Source organism: Acinetobacter sp. 129952 (genome assembly GCF_056642055.1).
Genome location: NZ_JBWVSU010000007.1, coordinates 65126 through 82816, shown reverse-complemented (window position 1 = coordinate 82816; position 17691 = coordinate 65126). Strand labels below are relative to the sequence as shown.

General features: G+C 37.3%; 13 protein-coding genes, 4 pseudogenes and 1 other annotated feature. Of the genes and pseudogenes, 7 read left to right on the top strand and 10 right to left on the bottom strand.

The window, feature by feature from the left end; genetic code table 11:
• Positions 1-17: 17 nt before the first annotated feature.
• Both AC1IR0_RS09555 and AC1IR0_RS09550 read right to left on the bottom strand, forming a co-directional pair.
• The gene (locus AC1IR0_RS09555; protein WP_479741336.1) at positions 18-1106 is read right to left on the bottom strand and encodes an HlyD family secretion protein; all 1089 of its coding nucleotides are present in this window, start codon (positions 1104-1106) and stop codon (positions 18-20) included.
• Complete coding sequence (locus AC1IR0_RS09550; RefSeq protein ID WP_479741335.1) at positions 1103-2680, bottom strand: MFS transporter; 1578 nt, start codon at positions 2678-2680, stop codon at positions 1103-1105. The genes AC1IR0_RS09555 and AC1IR0_RS09550 overlap by 4 nt, the downstream gene beginning before the upstream one ends.
• A gap of 166 nt (positions 2681-2846) precedes the next feature.
• Between AC1IR0_RS09550 and AC1IR0_RS09545 the strand changes: the two genes are divergently transcribed.
• Positions 2847-3464 (top strand): TetR/AcrR family transcriptional regulator, encoded by a 618-nt coding sequence (locus AC1IR0_RS09545; protein ID WP_479741334.1) that lies wholly within the window; start codon positions 2847-2849, stop codon positions 3462-3464.
• 129 nt (positions 3465-3593) lie between these two features.
• On the opposite strand, the pseudogene AC1IR0_RS09540 reads toward AC1IR0_RS09545, so the two are convergent.
• Positions 3594-4153 (bottom strand): annotated as a pseudogene (locus AC1IR0_RS09540) (transposase); the annotation flags it as partial.
• Positions 3797-3914: a sequence feature (AL1L pseudoknot), on the bottom strand. It overlaps the preceding pseudogene by 118 nt.
• A gap of 50 nt (positions 4154-4203) precedes the next feature.
• Here AC1IR0_RS09540 and AC1IR0_RS09535 point away from each other — a divergent pair.
• Positions 4204-5802, top strand: a pseudogene (locus AC1IR0_RS09535) (AIPR family protein).
• 317 nt (positions 5803-6119) lie between these two features.
• Here AC1IR0_RS09535 and tnpC read toward each other — a convergent pair.
• The 3 genes from tnpC to tnpA form a co-directional block, all read right to left on the bottom strand.
• Positions 6120-7766, bottom strand: a complete 1647-nt coding sequence (tnpC, locus tag AC1IR0_RS09530; protein WP_479741333.1) for an IS66 family transposase — start codon at positions 7764-7766, stop codon at positions 6120-6122.
• Between the two features lie 74 nt (positions 7767-7840).
• Complete coding sequence (gene tnpB / locus AC1IR0_RS09525; protein ID WP_120752736.1) at positions 7841-8176, bottom strand: IS66 family insertion sequence element accessory protein TnpB; 336 nt, start codon at positions 8174-8176, stop codon at positions 7841-7843.
• Complete coding sequence (tnpA, locus tag AC1IR0_RS09520; protein ID WP_000364662.1) at positions 8173-8601, bottom strand: IS66-like element accessory protein TnpA; 429 nt, start codon at positions 8599-8601, stop codon at positions 8173-8175. Before tnpA ends, tnpB begins: the two co-directional genes overlap by 4 nt.
• Before the next feature lie 329 nt (positions 8602-8930).
• Here tnpA and AC1IR0_RS09515 point away from each other — a divergent pair, with 329 nt between their 5' ends.
• Positions 8931-9896, top strand: coding sequence for a SphA family protein (locus tag AC1IR0_RS09515; RefSeq protein WP_067765066.1), 966 nt, complete (start codon positions 8931-8933; stop codon positions 9894-9896).
• Positions 9897-9995: 99 nt separating this feature from the next.
• Here AC1IR0_RS09515 and AC1IR0_RS09510 read toward each other — a convergent pair whose 3' ends face one another.
• Positions 9996-10622: a TetR/AcrR family transcriptional regulator gene (locus AC1IR0_RS09510; protein WP_168370623.1), complete on the bottom strand. Its 627-nt coding sequence runs from the start codon at positions 10620-10622 to the stop codon at positions 9996-9998.
• A gap of 464 nt (positions 10623-11086) precedes the next feature.
• Between AC1IR0_RS09510 and AC1IR0_RS09505 the strand changes: the two genes are divergently transcribed.
• Complete coding sequence (locus AC1IR0_RS09505; RefSeq protein ID WP_436915728.1) at positions 11087-12163, top strand: hypothetical protein; 1077 nt, start codon at positions 11087-11089, stop codon at positions 12161-12163.
• A 96-nt stretch (positions 12164-12259) separates the two neighbouring features.
• Complete coding sequence (locus AC1IR0_RS09500) at positions 12260-13714, top strand: benzaldehyde dehydrogenase (protein ID WP_436915729.1); 1455 nt, start codon at positions 12260-12262, stop codon at positions 13712-13714.
• Positions 13715-13773: 59 nt separating this feature from the next.
• Here AC1IR0_RS09500 and AC1IR0_RS09495 read toward each other — a convergent pair.
• Positions 13774-14040 (bottom strand): annotated as a pseudogene (locus AC1IR0_RS09495) (integrase core domain-containing protein); the annotation flags it as partial.
• Positions 14041-14150: 110 nt separating this feature from the next.
• A complete protein-coding gene (locus AC1IR0_RS09490) occupies positions 14151-15083 on the bottom strand; it encodes an IS5 family transposase (protein ID WP_005103080.1) in 933 nt (310 codons plus the stop codon).
• A gap of 55 nt (positions 15084-15138) precedes the next feature.
• On the opposite strand from AC1IR0_RS09490, the pseudogene AC1IR0_RS09485 reads away from it, so the two are divergent.
• Positions 15139-15291 (top strand): annotated as a pseudogene (locus AC1IR0_RS09485) (HNH endonuclease); the annotation flags it as partial.
• Positions 15292-15418: 127 nt separating this feature from the next.
• Positions 15419-15865, top strand: a complete 447-nt coding sequence (locus AC1IR0_RS09480) for a very short patch repair endonuclease (protein WP_005108368.1) — start codon at positions 15419-15421, stop codon at positions 15863-15865.
• Positions 15866-15941: 76 nt separating this feature from the next.
• Here AC1IR0_RS09480 and AC1IR0_RS09475 read toward each other — a convergent pair whose 3' ends face one another.
• The gene (locus AC1IR0_RS09475) at positions 15942-17507 is read right to left on the bottom strand and encodes a DNA cytosine methyltransferase (protein ID WP_155237105.1); all 1566 of its coding nucleotides are present in this window, start codon (positions 17505-17507) and stop codon (positions 15942-15944) included.
• Between the last annotated feature and the right edge of the window lie 184 nt (positions 17508-17691).

Genomic DNA, 17691 nt, shown 5'->3' with positions numbered 1-17691 from the left:
TCAGGTTCAGCGGACGCTTACTTTTGAATTGTATCTATAGAGACTAAAACAGATAAACCTGGGCGTAATAATTTAACTTCTTTTTGATTTTCAAGAAGCTTGATTCGTAAAGGAAGACGTTGAACAATCTTGGTAAAATTACCAGTTGCATTGGTTGCAGATATCGGAGAGAAAAATGCGCCAGTAGAAGGAGAAAAGCTGTCTACCACACCTTTTAATTCAACGTTATAAGCATCTACATAGACATTAACTGGTTGTCCAATCTTGATCTTTTTTAACTCAATTTCACGGAAGTTGGCTTCTACATACACTTGGTCTAAAGGCACAATCACCATTAATGGATTACCAGCACTCACAAAGTTACCTAAGTTAGCTGACTTTTGACCAATCATGCCATCAATAGGCGCACGAACTTCTGTATAGCTCAAATTCAGTTTTGCTTTATCAAGTGCGGCTTGTGCTTGTTTAAGAGCAGCTTGTTTGGCTTGTACCTGAATCTTGTATTGGTTGAGCTGATACTGTGCATCAATCACTTTTTCTTTACTGCTGTCTAAGTCGGCATATTGTTCAGTCAATGTGGTCTTTGACTGTTGCGTAATCAATCTAGATTCAGCACCAAGTGCCTGCAACTGCTCATAACGCGCCGTGTTGTCTTTGGTGAGTTTAATTCCGGCTTCTACTTTTCTAAGTTGTGCTTCAGTTTCTCGAATAACAGTGGGTTGTCTATCCACTGCGAGCATCGCTTCACTCAGGTCAGCTTGTGCTTTTGCATAATTAGATTCAGCCTCAGCCAAAGCAGCTTGATAGTCACGTGCATCAATCCGCGCTAAAAGTTGGCCTTTTTTTACGGTCTGATGATCTTTAATGTAAATTTCCTCAATATTACCTGACACTTTTGGGGCAATAGTTGAGTACTCTACATCTACACGCGCATCGTCTGTTTCAATAATCGAAGATGGTAAAAATATAAGTTTTAAAACCCACAAAATAGATGCTAAGACAATAATGAATGCAATAACCATAACCCAATGCTTTTTGAGATATTGCACCTTGGTTAACTTGGGTGGCTCGGTATGGGTGGTGTTTTGGGCTTCGAGAGTACTCATAAAGATTTTCCTGAGTTATGACTATTCATTAACTTAATGAGAGCAATGCGTGGCGGATAAGTTCGAACTGGCAAAATCAACATAACAATGAACAAAATAGCGGTAAGGCCAGCTAAGATGAGATATTGATTGCTAATAACTAAAACTGATTGTTGCACTTGAATCGCAGAGTTGAGAGCAGATAAACCACCTGAAACACGATCTGCACCATTTGCGGTGAGCACAGGGGGAGTCAGTGGGTTAATAACAGGGCCTTGAATATTTTGGAAAACATGTTGGGCAGTATTTTCAATCAGCCGGGTTGAATGATATTCACCGCGAACTCGATTGACCCAGTCCAAAATACAAACACCCAGTACACCGCTAATAGCACGCGGGGTATTAATCATAGGGGATGCATAAATTGCCATAGTTGGGTGAACACTGTTTGTCCCCATCATTAAGAGCGAGAGCACTACACAGGTTTGTCCTAAACATGAGATTGCATGCCAGAAATAAAACTGATCTTGATTCCATGTAGTATCAAGTTGACTTGCACCTAGGCAACCAGCAATAACCAGAAGTAAGCCAAACCCGTGTACATATCGGCTATCCACCCAAGCTTGATTTAAAAGCTTCACAACAATAGGAATATAGATAAATTGTAATGCGGCAATTTGTAAGCCAATCCACATGGTCTGGGTCGGTTTATAGCCATGCACAGCACTGAGGTAATTCAGTGGCAATGTGCTGGTAGACATACCAATAATGACAAAGCAAAAGAGAGCGAAAACAGCATATGCAAAATTTCGTATTTCGAGCATTTGCGGCTTAATTAAGGGCGACGGATAACGCCATTCATGTATAAAAAACCAAGGTAAAGTAATCGCACTAATTAAAGCCAAAACACAAATCAATTTTGAATGGAACCAGTCCAAATGATTGCCATGCAAAAGCATGGTACTAAGGCTTCCCAAACTAATAATGGCTAGAATCGCGCCAGTCCAATCGTAAGTTTTTATTCTTGAGTAATTTAACGGATCTTGGGGAATCCCAAAATAAACCAGTGCAGCACTTAAAGCACAAAAAGGAATGGTTTGGAAAAATATCATCTTCCAACCAATCACATCCAAATAAAAGGCAGCAAGCGCAGCGCTTAAGTTTGGGAAAAAAGTTGCTGTTAATGCATAGCAGGCCAAGCCCCATAGACGAATTTCAGGTCCTAGGAATCTAAGTGCACATGCCATTAATAAAGGAATGGTTAAGCCATTGGCGAGTCCTTGTAAGCCCCGTAGTAAATAAAATATTTCGATATTTGGGCTAAAAGGAATTAAAACGCTAGAAAAGAGGCAAAGTCCTATGGCAAAAAGCAGAACTCTGCGCATAGAAAAAATTACCGCCCAACTGGTAGACAGAATCATGCCAATAATCATGGCACTCGCGTAAATACTGTTGACCCAATAACCAGAGTCGACACTAATTCCCATCGCGCCACGAATGTCGACTAAGGTAATGCTGGTAATTCGGTTATTAAATTCAACAGTCATTGCAGCAAATATTGCACCTGCTAAACCGATGAGTGGTTTTGTATTCATCTTTTACCTTAAATCTTAAGCATCAATTCATTGCACCGAGCAGATATTTACTGTACTGTACCGATCGGTACTCTACTCTTTAATTAAATTGCCGTCAATTCTCGATTTTGAACTTTTCGATGAGTTACACTACAAATGAAGTCGCTCAATTTTTTATAAGGTCACTATGTCTGTAACAACTAAAACCAATGAAAAAGATCAAAAAATTTTGGATGCAGCAACAAAGTTTTTTCTGACGCATGGTTTTAGTGGCACAACAACAGATATGATTCAAAAAGAGGCGGGTGTTTCAAAAGCCACCATGTATGGCTACTATAAAAATAAAGAAGTGATGTTCGCCGCGGTCATTGAACGACAATGCACAAACATGCAAGAGCAAATTATTTTAGTTGAGACAAAAGCGGAAAATTTACGGTCAGCTTTAACCGAGATGGGGAAAACCTATCTTTGTTTTATCTTGTCGCATTCAGGATTGGCATTTTTTAGGGTTTGTATTGCGGAAGCAGTAAGATTTCCAGAGTTATCCGAAAAATTCTTTGAAGTTGGGCCGCAACGGCTTGCAAATATTATTGCGGGTTATCTTGAGAAATCTCAAAAGAATAAAGAGATTGAGTTAAGTTCTTCTGCTGATATAGCAGCAAATATATTTTTGGCATTATTACGAAGTGATGCGCATCTTAAATGTCTAACACATACCAACTATACGATTTCTGATAGTGAAATTAGTATTTGGGTTGAGTATGTGGTTGATTTATTTATAAAAAATATAAATTACAAACTATAGCTAAGTTCTCAAATATTTAATACACTATAAGACATGGGATATTCAAGTGAACTGTACCGGGTTTGTCGGAGACTTTTTTATTTAAGTTAGGCCACCTAGCTTAACGGGTTAGTCTTATCATAGTAGACCAATAAATAATCTCTTAGATAGGCTGTCTGATGTTTTTAAAATGCCATAACGCCCGGAGCTTTCTTTCCAAATTCGTTTAATTTATTCAGCATGATGCAAATCATGTAGATCTCGCTTAGTTTGATGTTCCCTTGCGAAGCGAAGCTTCCCATCAACTAGAACTAGGGGTAATACCCCCATTTTTAATTAAATTAATAGGTAGAAGCTGCGATCGGAAAAAATCTTACAAATCGCCTCAACGCCATATAGGTCTTTATTGTTATGGATGAAATCCAGCATTATTTGTGTGGGCGTTCGAGCTCCACCTAGGCGAAAAAAGTGGCTGCTTTAAGGAGAATTTCATTCGCACGTTGCACTTCTTTATTTTCACGTTCGGGCTGTTTAATACGTTCTTGATATGGAAGTTGCTGTACTTTAATTGAATTTTGTTGATCTAAATATTTTTGATACCAAACTCGTAAAGTTTCAGGAGTGCAACCAATTTTAGGCGCAATCACAGCCCAATTCGATGGATAATCTTTTTCAAATTTAATCAATAATTGAACCGCTCTATCTCTGATTTCAGGGGTATATTTAGGTTTTTCATCGGATCACTACGCTTCGCTACGTCTTGCGAAGCAATGCGTCTCATCTCAGAAAGTTTGGTCTCCGACAAACCCGGTACGGTTCAGCTTTGGAGATTGATTTTGTTAAAAATTATCAATTACCATTAGACTGTCTACATGCTCATTTAGGTGATACAGCTTTACCTTCTTATCTGGTAATTTGTCCAGGTGATATTCTTGCTGATCTATATAATGATTATGGAGCAAGATTGCTAGAGCAAAATGTACGTAGCTTTTTACAAGCAAAAGGAGGAGTTAATAAAGGAATCAGAAATACTATTTTACATGAACCAGAATATTTCTTTTCTTATAATAACGGTATTACTGCTACAGCATCTGATATAGAAATTATTTATAAGGAAGGACGAAGCTTTATTTCACGAATAGTTGACTTGCAAATAGTAAATGGTGGACAAACTACTGCTTCTTTAGCAAAAGCAAAAATAAAGGATAAGGCAGACCTTTCTAAGATATTTGTCCAGATGAAGCTAACTATAGTTTCTGACAGTCAAAGTGAGAAGATAATTCCTAAAATTTCTGAATATGCTAATACCCAGAATAAAGTGAATGTTTCAGACCTTTCTGCTAATCATCCTTATCATATTAAGATTGAAGAATTATCAAGAAAGTTATGGGCACCACCAACAAAAACAGTTCTGAGGGACTCGGGATGGTTCTATGAGCGTTCACGTAGGCAATATAATGAAATGTTGGCAAGTGGAAACCGTAATTTATTAAAAATTAAGTATCCCAAAACGCAGCTTTTTTACTAAGACAGATTTAGCAAAATATATGATGATATGGGATAGCCCTGAGCCTAAATGGGTAAATATGGGAGCACAAAAGAACTTTGCTAAATTCTCTGAATATATTTCTAAAAACTGGAAAAAATGGAGGCAGAGGGCAAGGTAAATGATTATTACTTTAAAAAAATTGTGGCTCGAGCGATCATTTTTAAACAAACTGAAAAGCTAGTATCAGTTCAAGAATGGTATACAAATGGTTATAGAGCTAATATTGTTATTTATACGCTTGCATATCTATCTTATTTTTTAAAGAAAAATAGTAAAAAAATTGATTATTTAAGAATGTGGAAGGAGCAGTGTCTCTCCGCTAACTTCGAAGAAGTTCTAGTTGAACTAACTAGGGAGATAAATAATATTCTGACCAGCCCAAACCAAGCTCGTACAACAAATAATACTTCAGAATGGGCTAAGAAAGATGCTTGTTGGGGTACGATTATAGCTGAATCACAAAAACTTGATAAATTTATTACTTCAGAGTTTATTAAGGAATTAATTGATAAAGAAAAGGCTGAATTAATCGTAGATGAAGCAAACCATAAACAGAAAATAGCTGATACTATATCTATTCAGAACAAAATAAATTCTATAGATAAATATTTCTGGAGAGATTTTTTACAGTATCTAGAGAAAGAGCATCAAGTTGGATTTAAGGAAAAAGGTATTCTAAAAGCAGCTGGATTAAAGGTTAAGGATTTATCTTCAAAGCAATGTTTTGTATTGGAGAGACTACTTGAACAACATGAGGAAGAGTTTGAAAAAATTCAATCGTATGGAAAATTATCATTGCATGATTATTAAATATTAAATCTCTGAAATTAAAAGCCTCATATTATTAAGGCTTTTTTGACTTGAAAGTTAGAAATTAGTTAATTGGATTTAATGTTCAATTTTTTTTAATAATAATATTTCATTTTGTCAAGAAACAAGGATATATGCCTTGATAATATTAGATATTTCTTCACTTAGAAGAATATCTACATTATTCTTACCAGAAGCATTTAATGGTTTTTTCTCTATAGTAAACAGGTCGTTAAGTGTTTTTATGGTGAGACTATTTTGAGATGAGTTAGAAAGTAGATATACAGTAAGCATCCGCTGAACGCCATCGCCAAGTTTTAACGGGGTTCAGGTTTCCAGCGGTGAGGTAGTAATTCTTCTGTTTGGGGCACTTTATGTGTTGGCAACCTTTTCAGCACATCACTTAAATAGGCATACGGATCCAAGCCATTCAGCTTTGCTGACTGGATTAAAGTCATGATATTGGCAGCTCGTTGACCACTGCGCAGCGAACCTGCAAATAGCCAGTTCTTACGCCCCAAGGCCCAGGGACGCATTTGGTTCTCTATCCAATTATTGTCAATGGGTAGATTGCCATCATCCAGATAGCGGCTTAAAGCAGTCCAACGTTTTAGGCTGTAATTGATCGCCCGGGCGGTTGGAGAACTCGATGGCACCGTCAGCTGATGTTGGTTGAGCCATTCATATAGTTGTTGCATGACCGGTTGACTATGCTGTTGTCGGTATTCGCAGCGGTCTTCCGCTGTACCATCCATCTTTTTTCTTAATTCTGCTTCTATCGCATATAATTTCTGAATCAGCACTAATGCCTGTTCAGCGACCTGACTTTTCTTGGTCACATGTAGTTCATGGAATTTACGACGTGCATGTGCCATGCAGCCCACCTCAATGACCTGACCTGATCTAAAGCGTGCTTTATAACCACTGTAATCATCACAGACCAAATGACCCTGCCAGCCTTTCAGGAAGTCTTCAGCATGCTGGCCAGAACGGCTATCTTGAAAGTCATAGATCACTGCCTGAACTGGATTGTACTGTGTGCTGGCATAGGCCCAGACATAACCTTTTTTGGGCTTTTTCTCATTTTCACCCATCTGCATGACCGTCACCGGTGTTTCATCTGCATGGATCACCTGCTGTTGCAGTACCACCTGTTTTAAGGCATTGGCCAGAGGTTCCAGTTCCACCCCACAGCGGCCAATCCAGTCAGATAACGTTGATCTGGATAAATCAATACCCGCCCGCTGATAGATCAGGCGCTGACGGTACAGCGGTAAATGATCGGCATACTTCGATACCAACACATGGCTGAGCAGTTCAGGTGAAGCAATGCCTTTATCAATCACATAGGCTGGCATCGCTTGCTGAGTCAGGGTGTCGCACTGATCACAGACCCATTTGCCACGGATATGCTGTTCCTTATAGAACTGTGCCGGTCTGAAATGCAGTTTTTCACTGACATCTTCGCCGATACGCCGGAGTTGGCATCCACAAGCACATTGGGTTGATGCAGGTTCATGCTCAATACGGATGGTGTGTAGATGATCTGGCAGTGGTCGACGTTTAGGTTTGTTGACTGGGGCTTTCTGTGCAGCTGCATTGGTTTTATCTGCATTCAGTCGTTCCAGTTCCAGATCAACCGCTGCAATATCTTCTTCAACCGCTTCATCCCAGAGATGGATTTGTTTTGCGGTTAGATGTTCGTTTTTACTGCCGAATTTATGCTGTTTAAATAGTGCAAGCTCATGCTCGTATTTTTGATTGAGAATAGAAAGATGTTGAACTTTAGAATCTAATGGCTGATTGGTGACTTCAAGATGTTGAACTCTGGCATCTAATTGCTGATTTGATTGTTCCAGTTGTTGTTTAGATTGTGCCAGAGACTGATGCTGCATCGCCAACTGTCTGGTAAATTCCAGCAGTTGTTCATGGGTCAGTTGGCTTAAATCAGGCAGCGTATTCATGACCACAGTATGCCTGAGGTCATGATGCAGAGGAAATAGAACGTTTGGAGAATAGCAGAATGGATGAGCCTGGTTTAGAGCATTGTTACCACTTGCTGCAGTCCGATTCTTTGCCAGGGCAAACCCTGGATCAGTGCCTGTAACTGCTCCGGGCTGATCGCCATACTTTCACCCTGGTGAACTTTAGCCCAGTGGAAATTCCCCTGTTCCAGCCGCCGGGCACACAGCCAGATACCCAGTCCATCATGCACCAGCACTTTCATACGATGGCCACGCTTATTACAGAACAGGTAAGCGCAATGCGGTTTGATGTAGCCAAAGGCTCTCAGCACCTGAGCCATGGCTGTATCCATCCCTGCACGCATGTCCATCGGCTGGGTAGACAACCAGATCTCATCAATACGAATCATTGAGTCAAACCCTGGATCAGCAACAGTAATTCAGTTACTGACTCCACCGGCCAGTCGATCTCGATCATCTGATCCCTTGCGGAACTTGGTGCCTCATGTAATGGAATCCTGATATGAGCGACAGCTTTCTTCTCTGGCACAGGTGGTAGAGGTGCTTCTTGTTTGACTGGAGTCGGGTGAAGAATAACCGGAAGAAAGTCAGTCTGTGGAATGGATGGGGTTTTTAATGCAGGGGGCATTGATCTGGACTGACGAATCCATTTATGTAGCAGATTGGCATTGATCTGATGTTGCATTGCTACCTTGGCCACTGATGTATCTGGCTGCTGGCATTGCTGAATAAGTTGATGTTTAAATTCAGCTGTGAAGGTTCGACGGGGCTTTTTTAGCGTTGGTGCACTGTCTATAACTGTCTTTAAATCCATAAATAGGTGTCCACTTAAATTTAAGTGGAGACTATCGCGGTATTAATGAGTTAGAAAAAGTGGGGTTCAGCGGACGCTTACTTCTTTATAAGAAAAATTTATTGTTTTAATTTTTTCTTGACACTCTGTTGGGATTGTATAAAAATCACACTTAACCAAACGGTGTCGTTCAGTTAAGTGTGATAAATGAATTAACTTAATACTAATAATTTTTAAATGGATATTTCATTATTTTGGATGGTTTATACCACACATAAATAGTTTTATTTTTTAAAGTGATTAGTATCACTGTTATTAAACAATCTCAGTATAGAAATAAGGATTTTTCTATGAAGTCATCTTTTAAAGTTTTGTATCTATTAAACATTATAACTTGCACAAGTATGTCTTATGCTGCAATCCCGAGTGTAACGTTACCTAATGGCATTAATTTAGGAGCAACCAGTTTTTATGATGGGTTTGGAGGTAAACCTAATGATTCTATTTGGCAAACCTATATTGGCTATTCAAATGCAGGCAACTTGAAAGATAGTCACGGGAATAATGCTTTACCAGGAAAATCTTCTTTAAAAACAACAGTAATAAACAATCAATATGTTTATATGTTTGATACTCAAAAGACAATACTTGGAGGTCATCCAGGTTTAGATTTAATTGTTCCATTTATACATTTAGATGCAGATATGAATGGTCCTGTTCAACTTAAAGATAAGCCTTTTGGTATGGGAGACCCAACGATTGGGATAGATATTCAACATGATCCAATTTATTTTAAAAACAATCCAATATTTTCTGATCGTCTAGGTGTTGGTATTACAATTCCTGTTGGTGAATATGACAAAAATAAAGATATAAACCCAGGCGCAAATTTTTCATCTATATTTTTATATGCGGCAATGACATTTAATTTTAACGAAAATATTTCCCTTAGCTTAAGGCCATATTATTACTATAATTTTAAAAATACTTCACCATCAAGTAGCATACCACTTGATGATAATATTAGAAATACGCAATCAGGTCAATTTTTAACTACTAATTATAATCTAGGATATAAGATGGGGGAGCATCTTACCTTAGGTATAAATGGATATTATCTTCATCAATTAACAAAGGATAAAATTAATAACGAAACTATAGATAATTCAAAAGAAAATGTTTTTGCAATTGGGCCAGCTTTTATGCTTGATTATGGTAATAATAAATTTTATGTAACATCCCATAAAGAATCTAAAGTTGAGAATAGATTTGAAAATTCTGAAAATGTTATATTTAGATGGTTATATTTGTTTTAATGTTAAATTTGCCTGATGATTTTATCAGGCAAATTTAATTTATATTGAATGATTGTGATGCAAAGCTATGATTTATTAATTTTTAAAGTGAAATTCAGCTTAATTATTATTAACTTTAATGATATGGCTCAAGGAAAATGCTGCTAAAAAAAATTTAACAGCATTTTCTACAGAATTTTTACACTTATTTGATGTAGGTGCATCATCTAACCCCCAAAGTTGACGTTCAACAAGTTCAGCATCACACATTGCTTTGAAGTATATGCCTGCCTGCTGTACATCTGCTATATCTATTATTTTTTTATTAATGAATATTTGCAATGTTTCACATATTGAAAGATGTATGTTGCGTGGCCCATTTTCATAAAAAATTCGAGTTAATTCAGGCTGCCGACCTGATTCACTAATAATTAATCGATTTACTGCAATGATATCTGGACGTGTCATTAATTCTAAATATGCCATTCCTAAGCGATGTAATGCTTCAACAAGATTTTCTGTTTTATTTGCAAATGCAAAAGATTCACGCGCACCAATGGCAGCTTCATTAACAACTGCTTCAAATAAAGACTCTTTGCTTGGGAAATAGCTATATAAAGTTGCTTTCGAAGCACCAGCCTCCGTTGCTATTGCTTCCATGGATGTGCTTCCAATTCCTTGTTTTATAAATAAATCTTTTGCAGTTTTCACAAACAAGAGTTCTTTATCCTTAGTTTTTTTTCGCATATCGTAATGATCCAATTAATTTTGCTTTGGTAAATTAATTCAAAAAATAGACTACACTTCTGTCCAAATTAAGCTTGACATTAATTAATAGGTGTATAAAAATCACTCTTAACTAAACGTTTTCGTTTAGTTAAGAGTGTCGCGTGTGATTGCATCATATATGTTTGTATCTCAAAAATGTTAAGCAATTCTCCCGTAATATTTAATATGGGTAGCATTTTATAGATGTTGCTCATTTGCCAAAGTAATTAAATGGAAGAATGAAAAAATGATTTTTTCATTCTAAATATGATTTTTATGATATCAAAATCTTATGAAATTTAGGTATGTAAATTATTGAGTTAATTTCTACTATGCATAATAAATAGTAACTAAGAAATTAAATGTTAAAACACAAAAAATGAGTTTCCCTAAATTGTGTTTTTAATATTTTCTAGATATCAATAAATATAGGAAATACTTCTATGAATAGTTCGCCAAAAAAATGGATTAGGGCTGAAATTGAGAGACTAAATCCAGAAAAAGATTATGTGAGAATCTGGCAACTTGCGACTTGTTATGATTCCAGTGAGTTTATGTCTAATTTGATGTATGCCTTAACATTTCCTAATTTTGTTGTTACGGAATGGGGGTCAGAAGTTGTCTGGCGAGATAAAGGCGGGAAAGTTGTAGAACGGGCTAACTCTCGGGTAGAACAAACTCAAAGCACAAATGCTTTATGGTGGTGGTATGGCCCTCATGATGAACGCACAAAAAAATCTGTGGAAGGAATTAATAACTTGCATGCATTTTGGGCTAAGAAATATCCTGGAAACTTTTCATATCAAGAAGACTATATTTATGTTTGTGCTTTCTCAGCGATATTAGGTCATCGCTTTCGACTTCGCCTAGGATTACCTGGAGTCTCGGAAAATGAAAAAATAGCTTCTCATAAATTTTGGGGGGAAATGTGCAAGTTATTTCGAGCGGAAAATAATATACCAGTAGAGGGATACCCAGAAGATTTTGAAGGTTGCATTCGCTTTTGTGAAGACCTCGAAAATACGCCAAGACCTCAGCCTGAACAAGGGAATTTAATTGCATCAGCAATTTATGAACAATTTGTTCAACGTCATTTCCCTGAAGAATTACATTGGTTAGGTCATCAATTAATTCGTAGCCTTGCTTTACCGTCGACTTTGAAAACAATGCAAATTGATCCTCCTTTACCAATGGCGCAAGAAATCCTTCCTAAAATGCTTGCCTTTATCCTTTGGCATAAAGATACATTTGAGGATGATCCTCCGCGTAGTTTTATTGAAATGCGCGAAGAGATGAGTGACGAGCAACGAAATACTTTTAAACAGAAAATTCGTGATTTGGATAAAAAATTTCCTGCACAGTTTTCGGCTCTATACAAAGATGATCCAAAATTTACAGGCTGCCCATTTCATTCAGCTTTACCAAAATATGAAGGTGAAAATGAATTTAAACCTGATGACCAAATAGAGAAAATTGAATCAACTGTCGCTGGTAAGGTCGGATTGGAAAGTGCCAATTAAACTATTTGAAACTTTTAATTGATAATTAATGTTTCATTGTTATCTGATGGTGAAACAGAGTATTACTTTTATTTAACAGGATGTTAGGAAATTATTATGTCATTAATCCCTCAATCGATTTGGAATGGAAAATTATTTAATGGTACTTGGTTTGATACAGAAAATCATTATAGCGTTGAAGAAGTTGCAACGGGTGAAACGCTTGGTAAAATTGGATATGCCGATAAATACAATGTTATTGAAGCAGGGAAGCAAGCCCAAAAAGCGCAAAAGGATTGGTGGGCTCTAAGCTATCAAGAACGGCAAACTGTATTTGAACGAGCTGTAGAAATTGTAGTTGAACATCAGGCTGAATTAGTAGAGTGGATTGTCAAAGAAAGCGGTTCTATTGGTTTGAAAGCTAATTTTGAAGTTAATATTGCCTTACAGGTTTTAAAAAATTGCGTTGCTTTGCCAAGCATGGATCAAGGAACCGTTCTCCCAACTTCGAATGGAAAGGTTAGTATTGCCAAACGTCTTCCATTAGGTGTGGTAGGCGTAATTTCTCCATTTAATTTTCCATTATATTTAGCTATACGTGCTGTTGCACCAGCCTTGGCTTTTGGTAATGCTGTCATCCTTAAACCGGATGAGCGCACTGCAGTATGCAGTGGTTATGCTATTGCAAGAATTTTTGAACTTGCTGGTTTGCCTAAGGGGTTACTGCATGTTTTACCTGGCAATGCTGAAACTGGAGAGGCTATAACCATTGATCCTAATATAAATAGTATTCAATTTACTGGTTCAACAGCAGTAGGCCGTACTATTGGTGCAAATGCAGGTAAAACTTTAAAAAAAGTATCACTTGAGTTAGGTGGTAAAAACTCACTTATAATTTTGGAAGATGCTAATATTGAATTAGCTGCTAAAAATATTGTTTGGGGTGCATTTCTTCATTCGGGACAAATTTGTATGACATCAGGAAAGATACTGATTCATCAGAATATCTATACAGAATTGAAAAATAAGGTTGTTGAGAAAGTTAAGGAATTTGTTGTAGGTAACCCAACTCAAGAAAATGTAACAATTGGGCCATTAATAAATGAAAAGCAAAGCCTGCGAGTTAAACAATTAGTTAATGATGCAATAGAGCATGGAGCAATACTAGAAATTGGTGGAAACTCTAAAGGCGCCTTTTTTGAGCCAAGCGTATTATCTGCAGTCAAACAAGATAATCCTATTTTTAGTGAAGAAATTTTTGGTCCAGTAGCTGTATTAATTCCATTTTCAACAGACCAAGAAGCTATAGATTTAGCAAATATGGGGGATTATGGGCTATCGGCAGGTATTATTACCTCTAATGTTGGTCGCGGTATGAAATTAGGGCAACAGCTAAAAGTTGGTCTATTGCATATAAATGATCAAACTGTGAGTGATGAAACTTTAAATCCATTTGGCGGGTATGGTTCATCTGGAAATAGTACACGCATTGGCGGTCCAGCGAATGCAGATGAATTTACTCAATGGCAGTGGATGACTATACAAGCAGAAGCTCCAAACTATCAATTTTAAATGCTGTACTAGCTCAAACCTGATCTGACAGTTACCGATATTTGCTTAAGACTGTCAGGTTAAATTTGAGCTAAATTCTTTTCAGCCCAAATACATTTTCCATCAAGTAATGTAGCAAATGGTGTTCTGCCATTGCACACCTTACCCTGATGGGTTCGTTCAGTATTATAGAATTTCAGCCAACCGTCTAGATCAAGCTGTAACTCTTCTAATGAGCTATAGAGTTTCTTTCTAAAAGTAATCTGATAAAACTCCTGCAAGATCGTCTTATGGAAGCGCTCGCAGATCCCATTTGTTTGTGGTGAGGCTGCTTTCGTTTTAGTGTAAGCATCCGCTGAACGCCATCGCCAAGTTTTAACGGGGTTCAGGTTTCCAGCGGTGAGGGGCTTTGTTGCATAAAGGTTTGAAAGGCTGAGTTCCCTTAAGCTACTCAAATTTAAGAGACAACTTGGGTATGAGGGCGACCTAATTCTGTGAATTTATTCAAGACTGCCATGCGTGCATGGATCTCATTCACCTGACTTGGAAAACTCCGCGCTGTTAATTTATCGCCTAATAATTTGATGCAATGCATCTTGGTTTCAACCAAACTTCGACGGTGATAACCAGACCACTTTTTCCAAAGCGATCTGCCTAGCCGTTTGACTGTCTTTAATAATTCGTTCCGCTCTATAGACCTCGCTTGCTGATCCTTCCAAGGCTTTGCATTCTTTCTAGGTGGAATGATCGCATGTGCATCTCGATCTAAAATGACTTGTCGGCAGTGCTTTGTGTCATAAGCACCATCTGTATAAACAGAATCAATTGGTTCATCCAAGGGAATTTGAGCAAGTAAATCTTCGAGTACTTGAGAATCACTGACATTATTTGTGGTGAGTTGTACTGCACGTATTTGCAGGGTTTTAGCATCTATAGCAATGTGAAGCTTACGCCATTGGCGACGATATTCAGCCCCATGTTTCTTGCGTTTCCATTCACCTTCACCAAGAAACTTCAAACCAGTAGAGTCTACGAGTAGATGCAGTCCATCACTACTTTTTTGATAGCTAATCGCAATATCAATATGCTTTTGTCTACGACAAAGGGTGGAATAATCCGGAGCTGTCCAATCTAATCCAGAGAGTTTAATCAGACTTTGAACAAAACCTGTGACCATACGTAAAGAGAGTCGGAATAGTAATTTGATCATTAAGCAGCATTGAATCGCTGTATCGGAGTAGGTTTGATTTCGACCTTGCTTGCCTTGTGATTGTGCATACCACTGAGTCTTTGGATCAAACCAAATGGAAATATTACCTCGGTTAATTAAGGCTCGGTTATAGGATGACCAATTGGTTGTACGGTAGATTTTAGAGGCAGGCTTATTCATTTTGAAATTATATTGCTGAATAAGCTTTTGATGCTAGGTTTGTGCAACAAAGCCTGATCAATCTATTATTCGAGAGATTTCTCAATTAGGTTTTCTAACCGATCTGCAGCGTTCACATCGCGTTGCTGACTGGGCATATAAGCAGGCGATCGAAAATGAATACTTAGTTTGGTTGGGTGGTAAAGATAAAACAGATATACCACAGTAATTTATAAGGCCTAACTTAAATAAAAAGTCTCCGACAAACCCGGTAGGGTTCACTTTAATAAAGAAACGGACTTAAATTATTAAATCAATCGGTAGAAAGTGCGAAGCAAAATAGTAGGGTGAAAAGTATGGTAGATATTGTCGATGTTTCTACCCGAAGTCGTATGATGGCGGGTATCAAAGGGCGGAATACGAAACCTGAGATACTAATCCGTAAATTACTACATAAAAAAGGATTCCGCTTTCGTCTTCATGTAAAAAATCTACCAGGTAAACCAGATATTGTTCTGCCTAAATATAAGGCTGTGATTTTTGTAAATGGATGTTTTTGGCATGGTCATAAGGGTTGCCGTCTTTTTAAATTACCCGCTACCAGAACTGAATTCTGGCAGGAAAAAATAACACGCAACCAAGCTAATGACAGTAAATCAATAAATTTATTGTTAGAAAATAACTGGAGGGTAGGTGTTGTCTGGGAATGTAGTATTAGAGGTGCAACTAAAGATCCAGATAAAGTAATTAATCTTATTTCTGAATGGTTACGTGGGGAGAGTTCTTTTATTGAAATTGTTTAAATTCGCTTTTAGGACTATTAACCATGCAACAATTCCGATGTTCAGTCATTCATGAGTGAACATCGGAATTTAATTTTTATAAATCGCTATAATGTTTTTTTAACAATGAGAAAACAATTTTACTGATCTGTCGAGCAAGAAATGGAGGTACAGCATTTCCGACCTGCGTATACTGATTAGTACGGTTTCCTTCAAATATATAGTTGTCAGGGAAGGTTTGTAATCTTGCCGCTTCCCTTACAGTGAGACTTCTACACTGCTTTGGATCATAATGAATGAAATAATGACCATCTTTTGAAATATGGCTTGTTATTGTAGTCGCTTCCTTATGAGCAAGCTGCACGCGAAAACGGTCATTATAAGACCCAGAATTCCAGTTCTGGTGTTGTGGAGCAAGCTTAGTCGGGAAATTTTCAGCTTTAGGTGAGAACCCTCTCTGTTCACCATATAATGCACAAAAACTGTATCTGAGCAGATCTGACTCCATATGTCCTCTTGTCTCATGATTGAGAACTAAATTCAGTTCAGGATCAAGAATCCATTTCTTCAAATGATCTGGCAACTGGTTTGATGATTTATATTTATGAATAGTTTCTTTTCTTTTTAAATCTTTATATGGTTGGAGATAAGTTTTATTAACATCAACACCAATATTATTTAATGCGCTTAATGTTTCGGCATTACTTGATACAACTTGCTGCCAGGAATAATAAGAATCATCTTTTTTTGATAACCCGCTTCGTAGTTTTGGTAAATCACCAATAGCCTCTTTAACTGAAACTTTAGGGTAAATATTTTTATCCAAGATATCAGGTATATGTTCAATATCCTCCCTCACTCCAAGCAGAATAACTCGGTGTCGAGCTTGAGGAATCCCGAATTCTTCGGATTTAATCAGGTAATTCAGTTTGTCTGGAGTAGTAGAGTTATCTCCCTCTTCTGTTTTTTCAACAAGAGAATATATTTTGTATGAAGGGCAAGCTTCTGATCCTGTGATTTCTGACGGATTCTGCAGGTCTTTAAGAATTTGAGGAAATATTAATTGATTCTCAACTTTTGCAGTAAGAATCCCTCTGACATTTTCCATGACAAAAACATCAGGTTTTGCAATTGATAGAACCTGTAGATATTCTTTGTAAAGAAAGTGGCGATGATCTTCTTTGGGTACATAGTTTTTATTGCCGGCATTTCTGGAACGACCAGCTAAACTATAGGCTTGGCAGGGCGGGCCTCCGATTAAAATTTTAGGTCCGTTATGATTTTCTGTTAGCTCTTTTACCCTAGCATGAATGTGGTCATTATCTTTACCTAATTCAGAAGGACCTTTCAAGGTTTCCTGAAAAGCTGATTTATAAATTTCTTTATATGATTCAAACAGTTCATCTCTTGTAAGGTTACCATTTAAATATTGATAGTAACCATCTAGACAGCCTGTTTGCTTTGCAAGTCTGTAAAACGCTCTTGTAGTTAGTGTCATATGAGCATGTGGATCTTTTTCAACAGACATACCTATTTTAAAAGGATGCTTATTATTATCTATGTAAGAGGCGAATCCTTCGCCGAGTCCACCTGGCCCAGAGAATAGATCAATTACTAAAATATCATTATCTTTCATATTAGCCTGATAACTTAAAAAACACATGCATAATACCAGGTCTTGTCAATCGCACAAGACTTAAAAAACTTGATCGGTAAAATTAAATAAAGCCTTGTAATTAAAATAATAACAGTTTGCTTTCCAATAGCAGTGAATTAAAAATTTCCTAGTAAATTTTTATACTATTTAGTCTATAACTCCCCTTTTTTGGATTATTTTTCAAATATTT

Coding starts and splice junctions, on each gene's coding strand:
- AC1IR0_RS09555 (WP_479741336.1), bottom strand. CDS start 1,106: ATGAGTACTCTCGAAGCCCAAAACACCACCCATACCGAGCCACCCAAG.
- AC1IR0_RS09550 (WP_479741335.1), bottom strand. CDS start 2,680: ATGAATACAAAACCACTCATCGGTTTAGCAGGTGCAATATTTGCTGCA.
- AC1IR0_RS09545 (WP_479741334.1), top strand. CDS start 2,847: ATGTCTGTAACAACTAAAACCAATGAAAAAGATCAAAAAATTTTGGAT.
- tnpC (WP_479741333.1), bottom strand. CDS start 7,766: ATGAATACGCTGCCTGATTTAAGCCAACTGACCCATGAACAACTGCTG.
- tnpB (WP_120752736.1), bottom strand. CDS start 8,176: ATGATTCGTATTGATGAGATCTGGTTGTCTACCCAGCCGATGGACATG.
- tnpA (WP_000364662.1), bottom strand. CDS start 8,601: ATGGATTTAAAGACAGTTATAGACAGTGCACCAACGCTAAAAAAGCCC.
- AC1IR0_RS09515 (WP_067765066.1), top strand. CDS start 8,931: ATGAAGTCATCTTTTAAAGTTTTGTATCTATTAAACATTATAACTTGC.
- AC1IR0_RS09510 (WP_168370623.1), bottom strand. CDS start 10,622: ATGCGAAAAAAAACTAAGGATAAAGAACTCTTGTTTGTGAAAACTGCA.
- AC1IR0_RS09505 (WP_436915728.1), top strand. CDS start 11,087: ATGAATAGTTCGCCAAAAAAATGGATTAGGGCTGAAATTGAGAGACTA.
- AC1IR0_RS09500 (WP_436915729.1), top strand. CDS start 12,260: ATGTCATTAATCCCTCAATCGATTTGGAATGGAAAATTATTTAATGGT.
- AC1IR0_RS09490 (WP_005103080.1), bottom strand. CDS start 15,083: ATGAATAAGCCTGCCTCTAAAATCTACCGTACAACCAATTGGTCATCC.
- AC1IR0_RS09480 (WP_005108368.1), top strand. CDS start 15,419: ATGGTAGATATTGTCGATGTTTCTACCCGAAGTCGTATGATGGCGGGT.
- AC1IR0_RS09475 (WP_155237105.1), bottom strand. CDS start 17,507: ATGTGTTTTTTAAGTTATCAGGCTAATATGAAAGATAATGATATTTTA.